This is a genomic window from Brackiella oedipodis DSM 13743 (assembly GCF_000621025.1).
GTDB classification, from domain to species: Bacteria; Pseudomonadota; Gammaproteobacteria; order Burkholderiales; family Burkholderiaceae_B; genus Oligella; species Oligella oedipodis.
Genome location: NZ_KK211206.1, coordinates 13,104 through 32,744, shown reverse-complemented (window position 1 = coordinate 32,744; position 19,641 = coordinate 13,104). Strand labels below are relative to the sequence as shown.

At 46.1% G+C, this 19,641-nt stretch carries 15 protein-coding genes and 2 tRNA genes; 8 read left to right on the top strand and 9 right to left on the bottom strand.

What is annotated here, in order from left to right; genetic code table 11:
- Positions 1-16 precede the first annotated feature (16 nt).
- The 5 genes from Q335_RS0106725 to Q335_RS09615 all read left to right on the top strand — a co-directional run bounded on the left by Q335_RS0106725 (position 17) and on the right by Q335_RS09615 (position 5,025).
- Positions 17-93, top strand: a tRNA-Met gene (locus Q335_RS0106725).
- A 364-nt stretch (positions 94-457) separates the two neighbouring features.
- Positions 458-1,654, top strand: coding sequence for an ABC transporter substrate-binding protein (locus Q335_RS0106720; RefSeq protein WP_028357961.1), 1,197 nt, complete (start codon positions 458-460; stop codon positions 1,652-1,654).
- An 8-nt stretch (positions 1,655-1,662) separates the two neighbouring features.
- Entirely contained in the window at positions 1,663-3,546 is a 1,884-nt protein-coding gene (locus tag Q335_RS0106715) for an ABC transporter permease (RefSeq protein ID WP_028357960.1), read from the top strand.
- Positions 3,543-4,334: an ABC transporter ATP-binding protein gene (locus tag Q335_RS09620; RefSeq protein WP_051532375.1), complete on the top strand. Its 792-nt coding sequence runs from the start codon at positions 3,543-3,545 to the stop codon at positions 4,332-4,334. Before Q335_RS0106715 ends, Q335_RS09620 begins: the two co-directional genes overlap by 4 nt.
- Positions 4,327-5,025, top strand: a complete 699-nt coding sequence (locus tag Q335_RS09615) for an ABC transporter ATP-binding protein (protein ID WP_051532374.1) — start codon at positions 4,327-4,329, stop codon at positions 5,023-5,025. Before Q335_RS09620 ends, Q335_RS09615 begins: the two co-directional genes overlap by 8 nt.
- Positions 5,026-5,107: 82 nt before the next feature.
- Here the strand turns inward: Q335_RS09615 and clpB are convergent, their stop codons facing one another.
- Positions 5,108-7,708, bottom strand: a complete 2,601-nt coding sequence (gene clpB / locus Q335_RS0106700) for an ATP-dependent chaperone ClpB (RefSeq protein ID WP_028357959.1) — start codon at positions 7,706-7,708, stop codon at positions 5,108-5,110.
- Positions 7,709-7,957: 249 nt separating this feature from the next.
- Here clpB and Q335_RS0106695 point away from each other — a divergent pair, with 249 nt between their 5' ends.
- Positions 7,958-8,569: a PIN domain-containing protein gene (locus Q335_RS0106695; protein WP_028357958.1), complete on the top strand. Its 612-nt coding sequence runs from the start codon at positions 7,958-7,960 to the stop codon at positions 8,567-8,569.
- A 15-nt stretch (positions 8,570-8,584) separates the two neighbouring features.
- Here Q335_RS0106695 and ftsB read toward each other — a convergent pair whose 3' ends face one another.
- The 7 genes from ftsB to Q335_RS0106660 form a co-directional block, all read right to left on the bottom strand.
- Positions 8,585-9,097: a cell division protein FtsB gene (gene ftsB, locus Q335_RS10160; protein WP_084493577.1), complete on the bottom strand. Its 513-nt coding sequence runs from the start codon at positions 9,095-9,097 to the stop codon at positions 8,585-8,587.
- A gap of 14 nt (positions 9,098-9,111) precedes the next feature.
- Positions 9,112-10,401 (bottom strand): phosphopyruvate hydratase, encoded by a 1,290-nt coding sequence (gene eno / locus Q335_RS0106685; RefSeq protein ID WP_028357957.1) that lies wholly within the window; start codon positions 10,399-10,401, stop codon positions 9,112-9,114.
- 77 nt (positions 10,402-10,478) lie between these two features.
- Positions 10,479-11,333 carry a 3-deoxy-8-phosphooctulonate synthase gene (gene kdsA / locus Q335_RS0106680; RefSeq protein ID WP_028357956.1) on the bottom strand — a complete coding sequence of 285 codons (855 nt, stop codon included), beginning with the start codon at positions 11,331-11,333 and terminating at the stop codon, positions 10,479-10,481.
- An 8-nt stretch (positions 11,334-11,341) separates the two neighbouring features.
- Complete coding sequence (locus Q335_RS0106675; RefSeq protein ID WP_028357955.1) at positions 11,342-13,009, bottom strand: CTP synthase; 1,668 nt, start codon at positions 13,007-13,009, stop codon at positions 11,342-11,344.
- A gap of 109 nt (positions 13,010-13,118) precedes the next feature.
- Positions 13,119-14,585: an efflux transporter outer membrane subunit gene (locus Q335_RS09605; protein WP_084493576.1), complete on the bottom strand. Its 1,467-nt coding sequence runs from the start codon at positions 14,583-14,585 to the stop codon at positions 13,119-13,121.
- The gene (locus tag Q335_RS09600; protein WP_156929901.1) at positions 14,572-15,984 is read right to left on the bottom strand and encodes an HlyD family secretion protein; all 1,413 of its coding nucleotides are present in this window, start codon (positions 15,982-15,984) and stop codon (positions 14,572-14,574) included. The genes Q335_RS09605 and Q335_RS09600 overlap by 14 nt, the downstream gene beginning before the upstream one ends.
- 172 nt (positions 15,985-16,156) lie before the next feature.
- Positions 16,157-17,815 carry an MFS transporter gene (locus tag Q335_RS0106660; protein WP_028357954.1) on the bottom strand — a complete coding sequence of 553 codons (1,659 nt, stop codon included), beginning with the start codon at positions 17,813-17,815 and terminating at the stop codon, positions 16,157-16,159.
- Positions 17,816-18,234: 419 nt separating this feature from the next.
- Between Q335_RS0106660 and Q335_RS10155 the strand changes: the two genes are divergently transcribed.
- Together Q335_RS10155 and Q335_RS0106650 are read left to right on the top strand one after the other, a co-directional pair.
- Positions 18,235-18,396: a DUF1328 domain-containing protein gene (locus Q335_RS10155; protein WP_028357953.1), complete on the top strand. Its 162-nt coding sequence runs from the start codon at positions 18,235-18,237 to the stop codon at positions 18,394-18,396.
- A 114-nt stretch (positions 18,397-18,510) separates the two neighbouring features.
- Positions 18,511-18,846 carry a hypothetical protein gene (locus Q335_RS0106650; RefSeq protein WP_028357952.1) on the top strand — a complete coding sequence of 112 codons (336 nt, stop codon included), beginning with the start codon at positions 18,511-18,513 and terminating at the stop codon, positions 18,844-18,846.
- Between the two features lie 593 nt (positions 18,847-19,439).
- Here the strand turns inward: Q335_RS0106650 and Q335_RS0106645 are convergent.
- Positions 19,440-19,515 (bottom strand) — tRNA-Asn (locus tag Q335_RS0106645).
- Positions 19,516-19,641 lie beyond the last annotated feature (126 nt).

Below are 19,641 nucleotides of genomic sequence, written 5' to 3'. Positions count from 1 at the left end.
AAGTGCTTCAATTAGTGGCTCTTTAGCTCAGTCGGTTAGAGCGACGGAATCATAATCCGCAGGTCCCCCGTTCGAGTCGGGGAAGAGCCACCAATTTTTCTTTATCGACTTCCAGTCTCCTCTACTTTTCCTTTTCTGGCTTCTCTCTTCTCTTTTTCTAACGCTTTTCTATCTTCTTGCGTTTTAAACGTTTTAACATAAACGCTTTACCGCCAATTTTTCTGCTTGATTGCCTCCCTTTTTTTAAATTTTTCATCCTTGAGATCGCCCGCCAGGATAAATACGATTTCTCTTATCTTAGTTATTTCGTGTTTATCGCTAGCCTCACTTAAATTCAGCCAACGTATTGGATCACAGGGGTTTATATCTAGGTATTAATACTAGTATGTGCTTTTTCAAATAGTGAATCATGTAATAACGTGTTAAAGATATAACAATATATTTTTGGACACGCATTATGAATCTCAAAAAACTCAGCCTTACACTTGGTGCCTGTGCATATTTTCTTGGTAGTTCCTTAGCCCTGGCCGATACCATCAAAATTGGTGAAATCAATAGTTATAAAGCCATTCCCTCTTTCTTGGAACCCTACAAAAAGGGCATGGACTTGGCGATTGAACAAATCAATCAACAAGGTGGCATTGACGGCAAACAGCTCGAACTGCTTATTCGTGATGATGGCGGTAATCAAGGCACGGCGGTGCGTGAAGCCCAACAATTGCTAAGTAAAGACAAGGTCGATGTGCTCGCAGGTAGCTTTTTATCAAATATTGCCTTGGCGCTCGCTGACTTTGCCAAACACAAAAAAGTGTTTTATTTAGCTGGAGAGCCGCTCAGCGACAAAATGACTTGGGAGAAAGGGAACCGTTATACCTTTAGGCTGCGTGACTCCACTTATATGAAAGTTGCCATGCTGTTACCCGAGGCACTCAAATACCACAAAAAGCGCTGGGTATTGGTTTATCCCAACTATGAATACGGGCAATCTGCGATCAAAACGTTCAAGCAATTACTCAAAGAAAAACAGCCCGATGTCGAATTTACAGAAATTGCGGTCCCTTTTAATAAGATTGATGCCGGCAACACAGTTCAAGCCGTTTTAGATGCTAAACCAGATGCCATGTTTAATGTCTTATTTAGTACCGATTTAACTAAATTTGTGCGAGCTGGTAATACTCGCCATCTGTTTGAGAATTTACCTACGGTGAGTGTGTTAACTGGTGAACCTGAATATCTCGATACCTTAGGCGCCGACACTCCTAAAGGTTGGTTTGTCACGGGGTATCCTTGGTATGCCATCAATACGCCTGAGCATCAGGCGTTTTTACACGCCTATCAGGACAAATTCCATGATTATCCACGCTTAGGCTCTATTGTTGGCTATATGATGATTCAATCCTTAGCCGCAGGTCTGCAAAAAGCGGGCTCCTCTGATCCCGAAAAACTCATCACGGCTTTCAATGACCTAGAATTTACATCGCCACTCGGTCCTATCCACTATCGTGAGATTGATCATCAATCCACCATGGGCGCCTATGTCGGCAAGCTAGATCTCAAAGATGGTAAAGGGGTCATGACAGATATCAAGTATATTGACGGCGCTGCCGTACAACCCAACGATGAATTAATTCAAAAACTACGTCCTAACGACTAGGCATCATCATGGATTTATACGGTTTGGCCATTCAATTACTCAATGGTCTAACTAATGCATCTTCTTTGTTTATTATGGCCGTGGGCTTGTCACTGATTTTTGGGGTAAGTCGTATTGTCAATTTCGCTCACGGCTCCTTTTGCATGCTGGGTTTATATATAGCTTATAGCCTCACGCATGCATGGTCTCTAAGTGTTTGGACGTATTGGCTAAGTATATTGGCGGCGGCCTTCTTAGTCGCTTGTCTAGGCGCTCTTTTAGAAATCTTAATACTACGTCGTATCTATCAAGCCCCAGAAATTTTTCAGCTCCTGGCGACTTTTGCTATCTTACTCATGATTAGCGATGCGGTACTGGCTTATTGGGGACCCGAAGACTTACTCGGTCCACAAGCACCAGGTTTAAGCGGTTCTGTGTCACTCTTGACGAGCCAATTTCCTAGCTACGATTTATTTCTCATTGTCTTGGGGCCGTTTTTACTGCTACTGCTCTGGTGCTTACTGAAGTTCACCCGCTTTGGCTTGTTAATTCGCGCGGCTACGCAAGACCGAGAAATGTTAGCCGCCTTAGGGGTCAATCAGAAGCGACTGTTTACCGAGGTGTTTTTTCTGGGGGCTTTTTTGGCGGGTTTAGGGGGTGCCATCCAATTACCACGAGAACCCGCCAACTTAGCCTTGGATCTAAGCTTAATCGGCGAAGCCTTTGCCGTCGTGATTATTGGCGGTATGAGCTCCATTCCCGGTGCTTTTTTGGCCGCCTTGATTCTCGGTGAACTCAAAGCCATCTGCCTCTGGTTAGGGACACAAACTATTTTTGGTATCACCATCGAATTTAGTCAACTGACGCTAATCGTACAATTTCTAGCCATGGCGTTGGTCTTGATTTTGCGGCCATGGGGACTTTTAGGCAAAAAAAATCAGCACCCTAATCCAGAGCTTAGACTGAATAAACCACTCTATCCTGCCCCGCTTTTCGTTAAGTGTTTAGGACTGCTCTGTTTGCTTATTTTGTGTTGTCTGCCCCTACTCGCCGATACTTATCCTTATGTCATGATTTTGGCGATCGATATTTTAATCGCTATCCTATTTGCCAGCAGTTTACACCTTATCATAGGCACGGCAGGATTAATATCCTTTGGCCATGCGGCCTACTTTGGCCTAGGTGCTTATACCGCCGCTATTTGTGCCCTTAACCTAGAGGTTCCGATGTGGTTAGGACTGCTACTGGGCCCCTTAGGAGCGTTTGTCGCCGCCATTATTCTTGGTTGGTTTAGTGTTCGCCTGACAGGTATTTATATGGCCATGTTAACGCTGGCATTTGCCGAATTGATATGGTCCACCATTTTCCAGTGGGACGGCTTTACTGGCGGTTCAAATGGCCTGATTGGCGTATGGCCCGATGGCGTATTCGGTGACGCTACTTATTTTTATTATTTAGTCTTATTTATTGTCACCCTGGCAATTTTATTGATTCGCTGGCTGAACTTTAGTTCTTTGGGCGCGGCCATTCGTGCCACTCGAGATTCAGATTTACGCAGCCAAGCGCTGGGCATTGGCGTCAAACAAACTCAGTGGTTGTGTTTTGCTTTAGCAGGATTATTTGCGGGTTTAGCCGGCGCTCTTTTTGTCTACAGTAAAGGCAGTGTTTCACCCGAGGAATTAGACGTCGCACGCTCAGTGGATGGCCTGATTATGGTGTTACTCGGCGGCATGCAATCCCTTATCGGTCCATGGTTAGGGGCCGCTGTGTACACGGCTTTACATGATTATGTGACCAGTGCCACCGAGCATTGGAAAGCCTTATTAGGGGCATTAATTCTGCTATTGGTGTTTGTTCGACCGAAGGGGCTGATGAGTTTATTTGAGCGCTTGCACACGAGGTCTACATCATGACATCAACACCTGAAGTGGTCTTAGAACTACAAGCAATCAGCAAACGCTATCAGCAATTTATAGCAGTTAAAGACCTATCCTTCAAAGTGCACAAGGGCCAACTGCTGGCCTTAATTGGTCCCAATGGCGCCGGTAAATCCACGACTTTCAATATGATTGGTGGTCAATTGGCGCCCAGTAGCGGGCAAATTCTCTATCAAGGCCAGCCACTCAAAAAGCATAATGTTTTGCATCGCTGGCAACGCGGCATCGGCCGCACCTTTCAAGTGGCTGAATGTTTTTGGTCAATGACGGTGGCAGAGAATGTGCGAGTCGCTTTATTGAGTGCCGCCAAACAGTTATTCAAGCCTTGGCGTAAAGCCTGCGCTTCACTTGAAGCAGATTGTGATCGCCTACTACAGTGGGTGGGTCTACTAGCTTTGCGCCAGACGCCCTGCAGTCAGCTGGCGTATGGCGATATTAAGCGCCTTGAATTAGCCCTCGCTCTCAGCAATCGGCCACAACTGTTATTGATGGATGAACCCACTGCAGGCATGGCCGAAGCCGAAAGACATGAACTAATGCAATTAGTGCGCCGCTTGGTCAAGCAAGAACAATTGGCCGTATTGTTTACCGAACACAGCATGGATATGGTGTTTAATTATGCCGATGACATCTTAGTCATCGCTGAAGGTCAATTGATTGCCCAGGGTGAGCCGCAACGCATTCAAAAGGATCCCAAAGTACAGGCACTGTATCTAGGCCAGTCACTTCGTCAGTGGCAAGACACGGAGATGGAGCATGTCTGAACGTTCATGTACTGACTCTGAACAAACTGTCATTTTAGATATTCAAGGACTCCAGGCCTGGTATGGCCAGGCACAAATACTTTTTGATCTTAATTTACAGGTTCATAAAGGCGAGGCAGTGGCATTGATGGGCCCTAATGGGGCAGGCAAAAGTACCACCATGAAAGCCATTATGGGCTTAGTCAAGCACCAAGCGCATACGTTGGACTTTCTGGGCAAAGATATTCTGGCCTTGAGTACTCATCAAATCGCACGTCGAGGCCTAGCTTATGTCCCAGAAGAACGACGCATATTTGCCGACCTCAGTGTCGAAGAAAATCTCCAATGCGCCTACCAAGCCCCCAGAAAATGGCCGGATGGCAGTCCCGTGCATACCTGGACCCTAGAAGAATTATTTAGCCTTTTTCCCAATCTCGCTAAGTTGCGCAAGCGTTTGGGAGGCCAAATGAGTGGTGGCGAACAACAAATGCTTAGCATTGCTCGAAGCCTCATGGGCAATCCTTATGTGGTCTTATTAGATGAGCCCTCCGAAGGCGTCGCCCCCATTATTATTGATCAGCTCGCACAGAGTTTGATTACCCTCAAACAAAAAGGACTGACGATTTTACTCTCTGAGCAAAATCAGTTTTTTGCGCAACAAATCTGCGATCGTCGTTACTTCTTAGCCCAAGGACAAATGGTGCAAGCCTAACAAAAGCCGCAGCCTTAACGGTCTGCGGCTTTTGAGTATGCTTATCAGTCTGGAGAAAAGACTGATGAGCAGTTCGCGCCCCTTATGAGGTAGCTTGATTGGCTTGCTTAGAAAAGCTTAAGAGCTCCTCATCTGGTTTTTTGTCGACTTTGATGATGTCTTTAGGAGCAAAATCGCCTTCCAGAATCATATTCGACAATGGATTTTCAAGCAATTGTTGAATGGATCGTTTAAGCGGTCTAGCCCCATAAACAGGATCAAAACCTGCTTGCGCCAAGAAGGCCAAAGCCTGATCGCTGACGTTAAGTTGTAACTCAAAGGGTTCAAGACGTTTTGCCAAGCGATTAATCTGAATTTTGGCAATATTAGCGATTTGTTCTTGATCCAAAGAGTGGAAGACCACGACTTCATCAATACGGTTAAGGAACTCAGGGCGGAACGCTTGTTTGAGCTCTTCCCAAACGGCGGCTTTAACCTCATCATAGGGCTGGTCCGCCATCGCTTGAATATGTTGCGAGCCTAAGTTTGAGGTCATGACGACTACGGTATTACGAAAATCCACTGTTCGGCCTTGACCATCAGTGAGTCGACCATCATCCAGGACTTGTAAAAGCACATTGAAAACATCTGGATGGGCTTTTTCTATCTCGTCTAACAAAATCACGCTATACGGTTTCCGACGAACGGCTTCGGTTAAATAACCTCCCTCTTCGTAACCGACATATCCCGGAGGCGCACCAATCAAACGAGCCACGGAATGTTTTTCCATAAACTCGGACATATCAATGCGAATTAAGTGCTCTTCGGAATCAAACAAAAAGCCCGCCAATGCTTTGGTCAATTCTGTTTTACCGACACCCGTCGGTCCTAAGAACAAGAAGGAACCATAAGGACGACCTGGATCGGATAAACCCGCGCGTGAACGACGGATGGCAGCAGCGACGAGATTGACGGCTTCATCTTGGCCAACCACACGTTTGTGCAATTCTTGCTCCATATGAAGCAATTTGCTGCGCTCCCCTTGCATCATTTTAGAGACAGGAATACCTGTCGCGCGGGAAACCACTTCGGCGATTTCTTCTGCGCCCACTTCTGTGCGTAATAAGCGATTGTTTTTGGTTTCCGAGTTTTCTTCAGCCGCGCGTAAACGCTCTTCTAAGGCTGGCAATTTACTGTATTGGACCTCAGCCAATTTTTCGTACTGACCATTACGTTGGAATTCCGCCATTTCGGCACGGCACTTCTCGATCTCTTCTTTAATCGATTGAGAACTTTGCACGGCGGCTTTTTCGGATTTCCAAATTTCTTCGTAATCATTGTATTTGCGCTGCAAATCTTCAAGCTCATCTTCGATCACGCCTAAACGTTTGCGAGAGGCTTCATCCTCTTCTTTACGTACGGCTTCTCGTTCAATTTTGAGTTGAATGATACGACGATCCAATTTGTCCATGACCTCCGGCTTGGAGTCGATTTCCATACGAATACGTGCAGCGGCTTCATCGATTAAGTCAATCGCTTTGTCGGGTAAGAAGCGATCGGTAATATAGCGACTAGATAATTCGGCGGCCGCCACAATGGCAGGATCGGTGATTTGTACCCCGTGATGTACTTCATAACGTTCTTTGAGGCCGCGTAAAATCGCAATGGTTGACTCTAGATCCGGTTCATCGACAATGACTTTTTGAAAACGGCGCTCGAGTGCCGCATCTTTTTCGATGTACTTGCGATATTCATCCAAGGTGGTGGCACCAATACAATGCAATTCCCCACGTGATAGAGCAGGTTTGAGCATATTACCGGCGTCCATCGCACCTTCTGCCTTACCGGCCCCCACCATGGTGTGAATCTCATCAATAAAGACGATGTTTTGGCCGTCATCTTGGGCCAATTCTTTAAGTACAGCTTTGAGGCGCTCCTCAAACTCACCGCGGAATTTAGCGCCCGCCAGTAAGGCCGCGAGGTCTAGCGAGAGGACTTTTTTGCCACGTAGCGTTTCAGGGACTTCGTTATTGACGATGCGTTGGGCCAAACCTTCGACGATTGCGGTTTTACCGACGCCTGGCTCACCAATCAATACTGGGTTATTTTTGGTGCGACGTTGCAAAATCTGAATCGCGCGACGAATCTCATCATCACGGCCAATTACAGGGTCGAGTTTGCCTAGGCGGGCACGCTCGGTGACGTCTGTGGTGTATTTTTTGAGGGCTTGACGATTGGCATCGGCCTCTGGGTTGTCAACGTTTTGGCCGCCACGAACCTCATCGATAGCTTGAATCAATGCTTGTTTTTGGAGTCCTGCCTCTTTGAGGGCACGACCAGCGGGCCCTTTGTCATCAGCCAGCACTAATAAAAACAGCTCACTCGAAATAAATTCATCGCCACGTTGATAAGCTTGCTTATCGGTTTGATCTAATAAGTGACTCAAGTCTCTGCTGACTTGAATGGCCTGCGTATCCCCTGCAATGGTCGGGAGATTTTTCATTTCGGTGTTAAGCGTATTGCGCAAGGCATTGACGCGAACGCCTGCCCGCGCTAATAAGCTGGCCGCACCGCTTTCTGTATCATTAAGTAGGGCAACAAGTAAGTGAATAGGCTCAATATAGGAATTGTCTTGACGAACTGCTAAACTTTGAGCATCTCCCAATGCTTGTTGGAATCTGGTAGTGAGTTTATCTGCTCTCATGATTTAAAACCTTAAAAAATTAATCTGCTTGATTGTAAGCTTAGATATAACATATATAAGACCAATATCTAAGTTTTCAAGATTCAGCGCTGGGTGATGCGGCGCAAACTATGCCGCAAAAACCCTGTGTCCACCCATTAGTTAGTGCCATTATCAACCCTAGTGATTAAAAATTTATGATGTGCTTGTGATTTTGTTTTTTACCGTTGACTTTGTTTATACTTTTTTTTAATCACAGGTTTTTACACTATGCTCGCCCAACATTTACCCCCTAGCCCTCAAGCCGTCGTGCTCGACACCAATGTCTTAATTTCGAATATTCTCAGACGCTTATTTTTGCGTCTTGCACAACACCAATGTCTAAGTCCTGTTTGGGGTGATTATATTGGCGAAGAATGGCGTCGCAACGCCTGTCGGATCTGGGAAATCCCTGAACTGGAGGCACAACAAGAATGGGATTTTATGCAAAAGCAATTTCCCCAAGCCAATATGGGACGCGTGCATAAATACGAAACCGACCTAAGACAAAGTGATCCTAAAGACTGGCATGTGATTGCTTGTGGCATTGCCCATTTAGAACGCAACCCACAACAATCAACGGCAATCATCACGTGGAACACTAAGGATTTTCATCGTTCCGAACTCCGAAAATACGACTTAAACTTATATACCCCAGACCAAGTCTTATGCCTGTATTGGCGTCACAACAGCGAGCTGATGTTGTCCCTCTTTGATTTTTTTGAAGCGGATTATCTGTTAATCGGCAAAGAACCCTTAAGTATTGCTCAGGCACTCAAGCGCGAACGCTTGTTTCGGCTGAGTAAACTGTATGAGGCCAAGCTGCAAGAAAAGGCTATTTAGAGGCTATTTAGAGGCTTATTGAACGGGCTTTTTGGGGGCGGAACTCGGTTTTTTGGCGGGCTGGGCTGCGGCGTTTTTTGATGAGTTTTTGTTATTGCTCGGTGTGTTTGGTTTTGCGGTCGTGCTGGTTTTTTTGCTAGGGTTTGCCGCTGGCGTTTTTTTGGGCTCGTTGGCCTTAGTGGAGCTGGCTTTTTTGTCGTTCGAGTTCAGCTTGGGTTGTACCTTAGTGGGTGGAATGATGTCTTCTTTGTCTGAGTGCTCACTGAGAATTTGCACTAAAACTTCATTTTTTTTGACCAGGTTTAGTTGGCCACGAGCTTTTTCTTCGAGGGCTTGAGTACCATTTTTCAAGTCCTCGATTTCGGCTTGCATGGCGTTATTACGTAAGGTCAAGTCGATATTCGTCTGTTTAGCCTGAGCTAGCTGCTGCTTGAGCTCGTCAACGCGGCCGTAGCCACCCGTACCGAGCCACAAGGGGTACTGAATCGCCAGACAAGCCAGCAGCAAGATCAAAAGCAACAAACGCATACTATCTACAGCGCTTAGCGACGGAGATTATAGAACGCATTTACGCCTGGAAAATCAGGGACGTTTTCGAGTTCTTCCTCGATACGAAGCAATTGGTTGTATTTGGCAATGCGATCTGAGCGAGATAATGAACCGGTTTTGATTTGCATAGCGTTGGTGGCCACGGCAATATCCGCAATCGTAGAATCCTCGGTTTCGCCAGAACGGTGAGAAATAACAGCGGTATAGCCGGCACGTTTGGCCATTTCGATCGCCGCGAAGGTTTCGCTTAAGGTACCAATTTGATTAATTTTGATCAAAATGGAGTTGGCGATATGTTTGTCGATGCCTTCTTTGAGAATGCGTGTATTGGTCACAAATAAATCATCACCCACTAACTGCACTTTTTTGCCTAGTTTGTCAGTGAGGATTTTCCAGCCTTCCCAATCGTTTTCGGCCATGCCATCTTCGATCGAGATGATTGGATATTTGTCGCACCAAGTGGCTAATAAATTCGCAAATTCTTCTGAGCTTAGGCTTAGGTTGCCTTCGCCAGCTAAGATGTACTGGCCATCTTTGTAGAACTCAGAGCTGGCGCAATCGAGCGCCAGGGCAACATCGGAACCTGCGGTATAACCCGCTTTGTCGATCGCTTGTAAAATTAATTCAATTGCCGCTTCATGGTTGTCGACATTGGGAGCAAAACCACCTTCGTCGCCTACCGCGGTAGACATTCCTTGGTCATTGATGAGCTTTTTGAGGGCATGAAACACTTCTGCGCCCATACGCAAGCTCTCACGGAAGCTGCTTGCCCCCAGCGGTACAATCATGAATTCTTGGAGATCGAGGCTGTTATTGGCATGCGCACCACCGTTGATGACATTCATCATAGGTACTGGCATGCTCATCGGAGCGCTGCCACCAAAATAGCGATACAAAGACAAGCCAGACTCTTCGGCAGCGGCTTTGGCAACGGCCATACTCACGGCCAAAATCGCATTTGCACCTAAGCGGCTTTTGTCTTCCGTACCGTCTAAATCGATAAGGGTTTTGTCAATAAACGTTTGTTCCTGAGCATCCAAGCCCATGATGACTTCGGAAATTTCGGTGTTGATATTTTCGACAGCTTTGAGAACACCTTTGCCTAAGTAACGTGATTGATCCTTATCACGCAATTCGATGGCTTCACGCGCGCCGGTAGAAGCTCCAGAAGGCACTGAAGCACGACCCATTACGCCTGATTCCAATAAGACATCACATTCTACAGTTGGGTTGCCGCGAGAATCTAAAATTTCGCGACCAATAATATCAACGATAGCACTCATATAAAAATCCTAAGTTTTAAGTGTGTTTTTGATAACTAATGCGCCATTGTACCGAAGTCTAAGGAGCATCAGTCAATTTACGTAAATTGCTGTTCTAAAAAGCCTTGCGATTTGACACTCGCATCGATGGTTTTAAGCACCGTCAATAGGCTTTGCATATGGTGCAAAGGCACTGCATTGGGGCCATCAGATAGCGCTTTATCGGGGTCAGGATGGGTTTCCATAAAAATCCCACTCACCCCTGCCGCTATCGCAGCCCGTGCTAAAACGGGTACGAACTCTCTTTGGCCTCCGGAGGAACTGCCTTGACCACCCGGTAACTGCACCGAATGCGTCGCGTCGTACACAACCGGCACTTGCGTTTGGCGCATGATTGCCAAAGAGCGCATATCAGAGACTAGATTGTTATAACCAAAACTCACCCCACGCTCGCACACCATGATGTTTTGGCCATCACCCCCCGCCTCCTTAGCCGCGTCTTGGGCTTTTTTGACGACATTTATCATATCGCCTGGCGCCAAAAACTGACCTTTTTTGATGTTGACGGGTTTGAGACTTGCCGCACACGCGCGAATAAAATCGGTTTGACGGCACAGAAAAGCTGGGGTTTGCAGAACATCGACGACAGCCGCCACAGGCTCAATCTGCGACGTTTCATGAACATCCGTCAGGACGGGTAAGGCAAAGGTTTTTTTGACCTCGGCGAGGATATCTAGACCTTTTTCGAGACCAGGCCCCCTGAAAGAACTGCCTGAGCTGCGATTGGCCTTATCGAATGAACTTTTGTAGATAAAGGGAATGCCTAACTGCTGGGTAATTTCTTGTAAGCGCCCAGCCGTGTCGAGTGCCATTTGTCTTGATTCGATCACGCAAGGACCCGCAATCAAAAAAAATGGCTGTGTCAGACCCACATCAAATCCACATAACTTCATATCGGTACTCACTCAGATTGCGCAGACTGGGCCGCGGCACTTTCTTGATTGTGGATCGCGGCTTTAATGTAGCTAATAAATAATGGATGACCATCGCGTGGCGTAGAGGTAAATTCAGGGTGAAATTGCACACCTAAGAACCATGGATGATTTGGGATTTCCATAATTTCAGGGAGATTTTCAGAAGGTGTACGAGCGCTAATGACCAAACCAGCCTCTTCTAAGCGAGGTACATAAACATTACTGACCTCATAACGATGTCGATGCCGTTCATTAACAGTATCACCGTAAATGCTAGCCGCTAAGGTATCTGGTTTGACTGGACAACGTTGGGCCCCCTTACGCATCGTACCGCCCAAGTCTGAATCTTGGTTACGTACTTCGATCTTGCCTTCTCGGTCTTTCCATTCGGTGATAAGGGCTACCACAGGATGTGGAGCGGCTGGATCAAGTTCGGTACTGTTGGCGCCACCTAGGCCCGCAACATTGCGCGCAAACTCGATGGTAGCTAATTGCATGCCTAAGCAAATCCCTAAAAAGGGAATATTATGCTCGCGAGCGTATTGGATGGTTTTGATTTTGCCTTCGGTGCCACGAATACCAAAGCCCCCTGGCACGAGGATGGCATTCAGGCCTTCCAGGCACTCTACGCCCTCTTTTTCGACTTGTTCGGAGTCAATATAATGCACATTGACACGACATTCGGTATGAATGCCTGCATGCACCAAGGCCTCTGTGAGTGACTTGTAAGATTCGGTTAAATCGACATACTTGCCGACTAAGCCAATCGTGACTTCGTGTTTTGGATGCTCAAGCAAATGCACCAAACGATCCCAATTAGATAAATCGGCAGGTGGTGCTTGTAAATCGAGGGTATGACAAATAATGTCGTCTAAGCCCTGTTGGTGTAACATCGCCGGAATCTTGTAGATAGAATCAGCATCCCACACCGAAATCACGGCATCGAGTGGCACATTCGAGAACATCGAAATTTTGGCACGTTCATCGTCTGGGATTTGTCTATCGGCACGACATAAGATGGCGTTAGGGATGATACCGATTTCGCGTAATTTTTGGACAGAGTGCTGGGTCGGCTTGGTTTTGAGCTCGCCAGCCGATGGGATATACGGCAATAAGGTCAAATGTACAAAGGCCGTTGCATTGCGGCCGAGCCGTAAGCTCATCTGTCTGACGGCCTCAAGAAATGGCAGAGATTCAATATCACCGACGGTGCCACCGATTTCTACAATGGCGACATCGGCGTTGCCATCGTAAGCTTTTTTGGCACCGTTAATAATGAAGTCTTGGATCTCATTAGTAATGTGAGGAATGACCTGTACGGTTTTGCCTAAATAATCGCCTCGACGTTCTTTTTTTAGGACACTTTCGTAAATTTGACCCGTAGTAAAGTTATTAGCCTTGTGCATTTTGGCAGAAATAAAACGCTCGTAATGCCCCAAGTCTAAGTCAGTCTCGGCACCGTCTTCGGTCACAAAGACTTCGCCGTGTTGTAAAGGACTCATGGTACCTGGATCCACGTTAATGTAGGGATCCAACTTCAGCATGGTGACCCGCAAACCTCGTGATTCCAAGATGGCGGCCAAAGAGGCTGCTGCAATTCCCTTACCGAGGGAGGAAACCACACCACCCGTTACAAATACGTATTTTGTCCTCATTTTGTTCGCTTCTATATGACTATTTCAAAAATAAAATTATATCTAACATTGACGGCCTAATTCAGACGCCTGGCTCGAGTCTCAAAAACAAGCCCAGGCCTCGTAGCACTTAGCGCGTCGTAGGTAAAGTTGGTACTGTGCTAGGAGCCGCTGGCACCGTAGCTGTTGTTGGCGTCACTTTGCCTGCATAGTGTTGGCCGGTTTGCCAACCACCGCCAAGCGCCTGGTAAAGTGCCACGGCCGCATTGAGCCTTTCGGCGCGCGTTTGAATAATGCTGCTCTGAATCGCTAAATGGCCACGCTGCGCATCCACCACCTCAAAGTAATCAGTGTAACCCGCATGATAACGTCGCTCAGCATGATGCAATTGGTCAGCTGTGGCCTTAAATTGATGTTGTTGTTGCTCATCTTGTAAGCGCAAATAATGCACCGCCGAGAGCTTATCTTCAACCTCTTTGAAGGCATTCAAGACCGTGTCTTTATAGGCAATCGCGGCTTGAAGACGACGAGCTTGAGCGCCTTCAAATTGCCCTGTCAACTGGCCACCTGTAAATAGCGGTGCCAAGATACTACCGCCCACCGACCAAAGATTATAAGGATCGTCGATCAGATTGGAATTCCACAGACGACTCACTGAGGCCGTGATGTTGATTGAAGGCAAAAACTCCTTGCGGGAGGCACTTAAGGTTTTATCGGCAGCCGCCAATAAGTATTCAGCCTGAGCAATGTCTGGACGACTATAAAGCAAGCTTGAAGGTAGACTTTCTGGGGTAGCTGGAATTAATAAATCCTCAAAGGCTAAGCCACGTGGTATGCTTTGGGGCGCCTCGCCCACCAAGACACTGAGCGCATTCTCGGTTTCAGAGATATTCTTTTGAATGGCAGGAATTTGCTGGGCAGTCGCCGCATATTGTACCCGCGCCTGATCCAATTCAAGCTGGGGTGAATAACCAGCTTGTACCCGAGAACGCACGCGCTGCAAGGATTGCTCACGCGCCTTGAGAGTTTTTTGCAGTACTTGCAAATTCGCATCTAAGGCTCGAAGCGTGATATAGGTTTGCACTGTGGCACTGATTACAGAGACACGCGCTGCCTCGCTCGCCGCCTGCATAGCCGCCATAGAACGCTCAGCGGCGGCGCGTTTATCGATGTTTTTGCCCCAAATATCAATTTCGTAGGATGCCACAAAGCCAGGATCACCGGTGCTAGAGTAGCTTGGTTGACCCAAAGGGCTGAGTTTACGCTCACGTTTGCCTGCTACATCCGCATGAATATTGGGGAATAACAAGGATTGCGCCTGCATCACTTGAGCACGGGCTTGGTCGACGCGAGCTAATGAAGTCGCAATATCCGTATTATTAGCCTCGGCGCGCGCCACCAATTCGGTGAGCACTGGATCACCAAAAACCTGCCACCATGAAGGTGAAATATTGGCGGCCACCGCATTTTCGGGGAGTACTCGCCATGACTGCGGCGCCACTACTTGCGTGTTTTCTGGGAGATCTCTTATCGCTGGCATACACGCACTCAGACAGCAAGTGGCGAGCACGCTTAGGACAAATTTATTCTTGTTCATCTGCATCTGCCTTTGAATCTGTCAATACATTTACCTCTACAGACATGCCTGGAGCGAGGCGATCAAAACCTTCTTGATTGGTATCAAGCATAATTTTGACAGGGATACGTTGCGCGACTTTAACGAAGTTACCGGTACCTGGATCTGGACGAACCGCGCTAAACTCGGAGGCCGCTGCCGGTGCAATATCAGACACCCAACCATCAAGACGCTTACCATTGAAAGCATCCACCGTGATATAGGCTTTTTGACCAATATGCATATCGTTCGTTTGGTGCTCTTTGTAGTTAGCAATGACCCATTTAACCGGTGGCACAATAAAGGTCAATTGTGTACCCGCACTAACTAATTGGCCTAACTTAACGCCTACCTGGCTAAGTTTCCCGTCCCGAGGCGCGCGTACAACGGTGTTATTGAGGTCATCGATGGCGGCGGCTAAATTCGCTTTGGAGCCTTCAACAGCGGCAATTAGTGATTCACGATTCACATCGGCACTAATAATATCTTGTTGCGCTTTATGGTATTGCGCATTCGCTTGTTGCAATTGTGCTTGCGAAGAAGAAAGCGTGGCTTTGGATTGGTCACGCTCACGGACAGAGATCGAGCCATCCCCTACCAAATCAGCGGCACGACCATAATCCGCTCGCGCTCTTTGTAGTTGCGCTTGAGCACTGGCGATAGACGCGCGTGCCACCTCAGCATTCGCTTGCGCGGATTTCTTTTGTTGATCATTGTTGTTCAGTGCTGCAATATTGGAATCCAATTGAGCGCGAATCTGTTCGACCTTGGCGGCATATTGCGTATCGTCAATCTTAAAGAGCGGCTGACCCTCGATCACATTGTCATAGTCTTGTACAAGCACTTCTTCGACGTAACCGCTAACTTTAGGGCTGATCAAGGTAGTATCACCACGGACATAAGCATTATTGGTATTTTCTTTGGCAAAAGAAAACGGTGGTAAATCCCAGCTATAGAGAATCAAACAGACACCGATCAGGATGAGCAGACCAATCAACAAAGACACAATAAAGTTGTGACGTTTGGGCTTCCAACCACTTTCGGTGTTTGATTTGTTGCCTGAATTTTCGCTGGATTTAGACGCGCTTTTTGAACTGCTTTTAGAGGCGCTTTTAGTGGATGCAGAGGCTTTCTTTTTGTCTTTGTCTGCCCCTGGATTATTATCATCCGCTGACCACACGGGTTTAGAATCGTCGGCTTTGGCACCCTCTTTGGCCGTCGACTGATCGGAAGTGCTGCCCTGCTCAGAGTCTTTGAGTTGTTTGAGCGGATCATCATCGCGGGTCTGCATCACATTATCTTGCATGTCGTCAGAGCCAACAATCTTAGTGCCCTCGTCAGAGGCATGGGCTGTTTCGGTGTGATCTTTTTTATCTGGCATTTGATTACTATAAAATTAAATTAAATGATTAAACGCAGAAAGCCGCGTCTTCTGCTTAAAAATTCTGGTTTACCCTTAGCGAATGCTTTCACATTATACGCTGCCAAACGGTGTCATATGAGGCAAGATTCCCCCCTAATCATTATGAACGAAGATAGGGCTAAACTGTGCATTATTTTTGTGCCATTTTCAGCATGGCTTTGATTTCGTCACCAATAATATTGTGATTACGATAGTAACGGTTAATCCAAGCAGAGGCTGCAAACACAAACGCCAAGGTGGCAAGAATCCCCATCAACATAAATAAATCGTTATAAGCCGTCACGGTCGCATCCTTTTGGGCTTCTGAGGCCATGGTGCTCACGGCATAATAGGATTGCAATATCGGATCCAATGTTTGGCTTTGGGCGGCTTGATGCAGTTGCTGAAGCTGCAAAGCCACCTGAGGATCCATGGCTGTCAGATGCGCGCTAGACTCCGTAAAGTGGGCCATGGTGCGATAACGAATAAACGTATTAGACAAGGCATTGCCTGCTAAGGCACCAATAATTTGCGAAAAACCAAAAATCGCAGAAAAGCTCATAATCACCTCGACGCCACGGGCCAGCGCACGGATCAGCCCCTCAAACATCATGGGCAGCATAAACAGTAAGGCGCTAAAAGAAATCATGGCCTGTGTGAGGTAGAACTGATTCGGTCTGGATTCGGTACTTTGGCCCACATCGATAAAAGAAGCGATGGCAATAATGAGCATGGCAAAGATCACACCCCGACGAATATCCGCGAGATTGACAGAAAATAACCCCACTAAAGTACCAAGCGTTGAAAAGATCACAATGACGGCATTAAAGCCAATCATTTCAAAGAGCGTCAACCCCTGACTGGTGAGTAAACCATAGGCCCCTACGTTTTGTTCTGAGGTTAAGAGGCGCACCACAGCGGCGGTTAGGCCAAACACAATAATATCGCTGGTCGCAAACCAACTAATATACAGCATCGGTCTTTTACGATGGCGCTCAATCACCACACAAATCCCGGTAAAGAGCAAACTCCCTGCAGCTAAATAGCCCAGCCACCACGTATCCCACCAAACAATTGGCCCTAAGACCCAGAAGGCGCAGGCCAAAGCAATCCCAATAATGAGTGAACCCAAAGAAAAAATATCAATCCATTCAAAGGCCTTACGGGTAATCGTAGGTGGCAACGGGAGGCGGATCATCAGCGCCAAACTAATGATCGCTAAGGCAAACTGCATGATATAGACCGCTTGCATATCACCGTCAATATACATAAACGGCACCAGCACCCGCGCTAATGGTAAACCGAGTTGGAACATACCGATAGAAATCAATAGTCCCATCGGTTTTTTGGGGCCAGGGAAACTTTGCATCATGTAGAAGCTGCCCAAGAGCATTAACCCATTGGCGACTAAAGCACTAATCCCGCGTGAGATCAAGGCAATCACATAATTATGCGTCAAGATATCCAAGCTATTGCTAATCATGAGCATGAGTAGCGTGGTCTTGATAAACGGCGTAAGCCCCATATGCTGTCGCAGCTTAAAGTGGTAAATACTCATACAGGCATAGACCATGTAGTAGCTTACCTGTAGCCAGCCGCCTTCGGTTCTAGATAGACCTAAGACCCCTTGCAATAAAGGCAGTGAAGCCAGAGTAAAACCATTGATCAGCCCCGCATAAATCGCGAGAAAAACCCCAATAAGAAAATACGCTAAGCGACGTCGTTGTGGATGATCAGGTGAGGCAGGCGAACCCGCCATGAAGGGAACTTCATGCGGTTTAAAGACATAACCGTTAGATTCTAAGGCCATAGACGATTTATTTACTTAATAACTGCTTAGCGATACCTGTGCTGCGTACTTGCGATAATTCGCCAACTCAATTAACAGCACTTTGGAAGATGGCTATACGCCTGTTAGGCGCAAGAAATGACAGCCTATTTTAGCGCAAGCTGGCTTTAAATTCAGTAACAAATATTGCTGAAGCCTTACTTTAGTGTTAAAACAAAAATGCACGTTAGGACTACCTCTCGGTCATCCTAGCGAATAGTAAGATTTAGGTGCGAGGCGTCAGTACGAATGCTGACCTTAAGGTTCAACTGAGTACTACCTATGGCAAAAAAGCCACAGGCGCTAGCTTAAGCAAGGTTTAAGTAGTTGCCCAATGATTTATTTTGTTATGATTGCCATTAAATCGTACTTCAACTTTTATTCCTCATTTGGAGAATCTAATGATTAGCTTAGCTATTCTATTTTTTGTATTAGCCGTGATTTCTGGTATTTTGGGTTTTGGCGGCTTTATCCTAGGCGCCGCTGCCTCCATCTTTAAAGTTTTATTGTTTGTCTTCTTAGTAATCGCTGTCTTTTCAATTTTCGGCAAGAAAAAATCCTAAAAGCCAGTTAACGTTACAAAACCGCCTGACAAAGGCGGTTTTTTATCGTCTCTCGATCATTCCTCATAAATTTTGCTAAACTTAATAGAATGTAACTAAAAAAGTGAGTTTAAGATGAGTGAAAATACTTCAGAACAAGACAATCGATATACAAGTAGTCACTTTATTAATTACTTGGAGGTCATCAGTAATCAACCGCCCTCTTGCCCCATTTGTCAGGGACAAGAGTATTCGGTCAATGCTAATGAGGACGGGACCTTAGCCTACTACACCAGCCTCAAGACTGATTACTGTAATAAGGACCATACCTTTGGCGAACCTAGTGTCGACGAAGCCGTGCACTCTGTGATTGTAGTGTGTAATCAATGTGGTTTTAAGCTCATGTTTGCCGTTGATCGCTTTTTACAGTGGGCTAATGAAAATGTCAATATTGATCGTAGTGACGCATAGGTATAGAGACTTATAGACACTGATAAATGGCGTAAAGTTACTTCATTTAAACGAATCATTTTTACTGAATCAAACCAAAAAAAGCTAGCCCATCGTGTGGCTAGCTTTTTGCTTATCTCTATGTGCTTTAAAGTTTTTTGAGCGTATTTTTTGTTTTTTTCAGTTAAAAGCGTTAAGGTCGTTAAAAGCTTTAAACGCGTTTTGTGCTCTTTGGTCAGAGTTATTCGTATAAAAGTGAGTCGAATAAAGTCAGCAAATTTATCTACGGTTAGCAAGACTGCCACGCTTAAGTTTGGTATGCTGGCCTTGATACCATGGAGCAGCCATACTAAGTGGCCTGCTAATCAGTCTCGCCTTTATGGATCTCTTTATAGATCCCATATTTATTCTTATTCTATTATTGGATCCTATTAATTATCACCCTGATCTATCTTATTTACCTATCTTATTTACCTATCGCATTAACCTAACGCACTTGTCTCTTATTAGTCTGCAATTAAACTCACATTAGGTTAATTAAGTGATCTAATTAGCTGCGCTACAGGCATAAAAAAGCTCATTTAGTCATAAACTAAATGAGCTTTTGAAATTCTTGGCTCCCCAAACTGGGTTCGAACCAGTGACCTGCGGATTAACAGTCCGTCGCTCTACCGACTGAGCTATTGGGGAATATTTAATCAGTTAGATTACGTAGCGATTTAAGTTTTTATTAATTTCTTAAACCTTGTTAATTGCTAACTGCTTAAAAATATAATTATGCACTAAGTATTCCATTAATGCAAGCCTTTTTTGAAA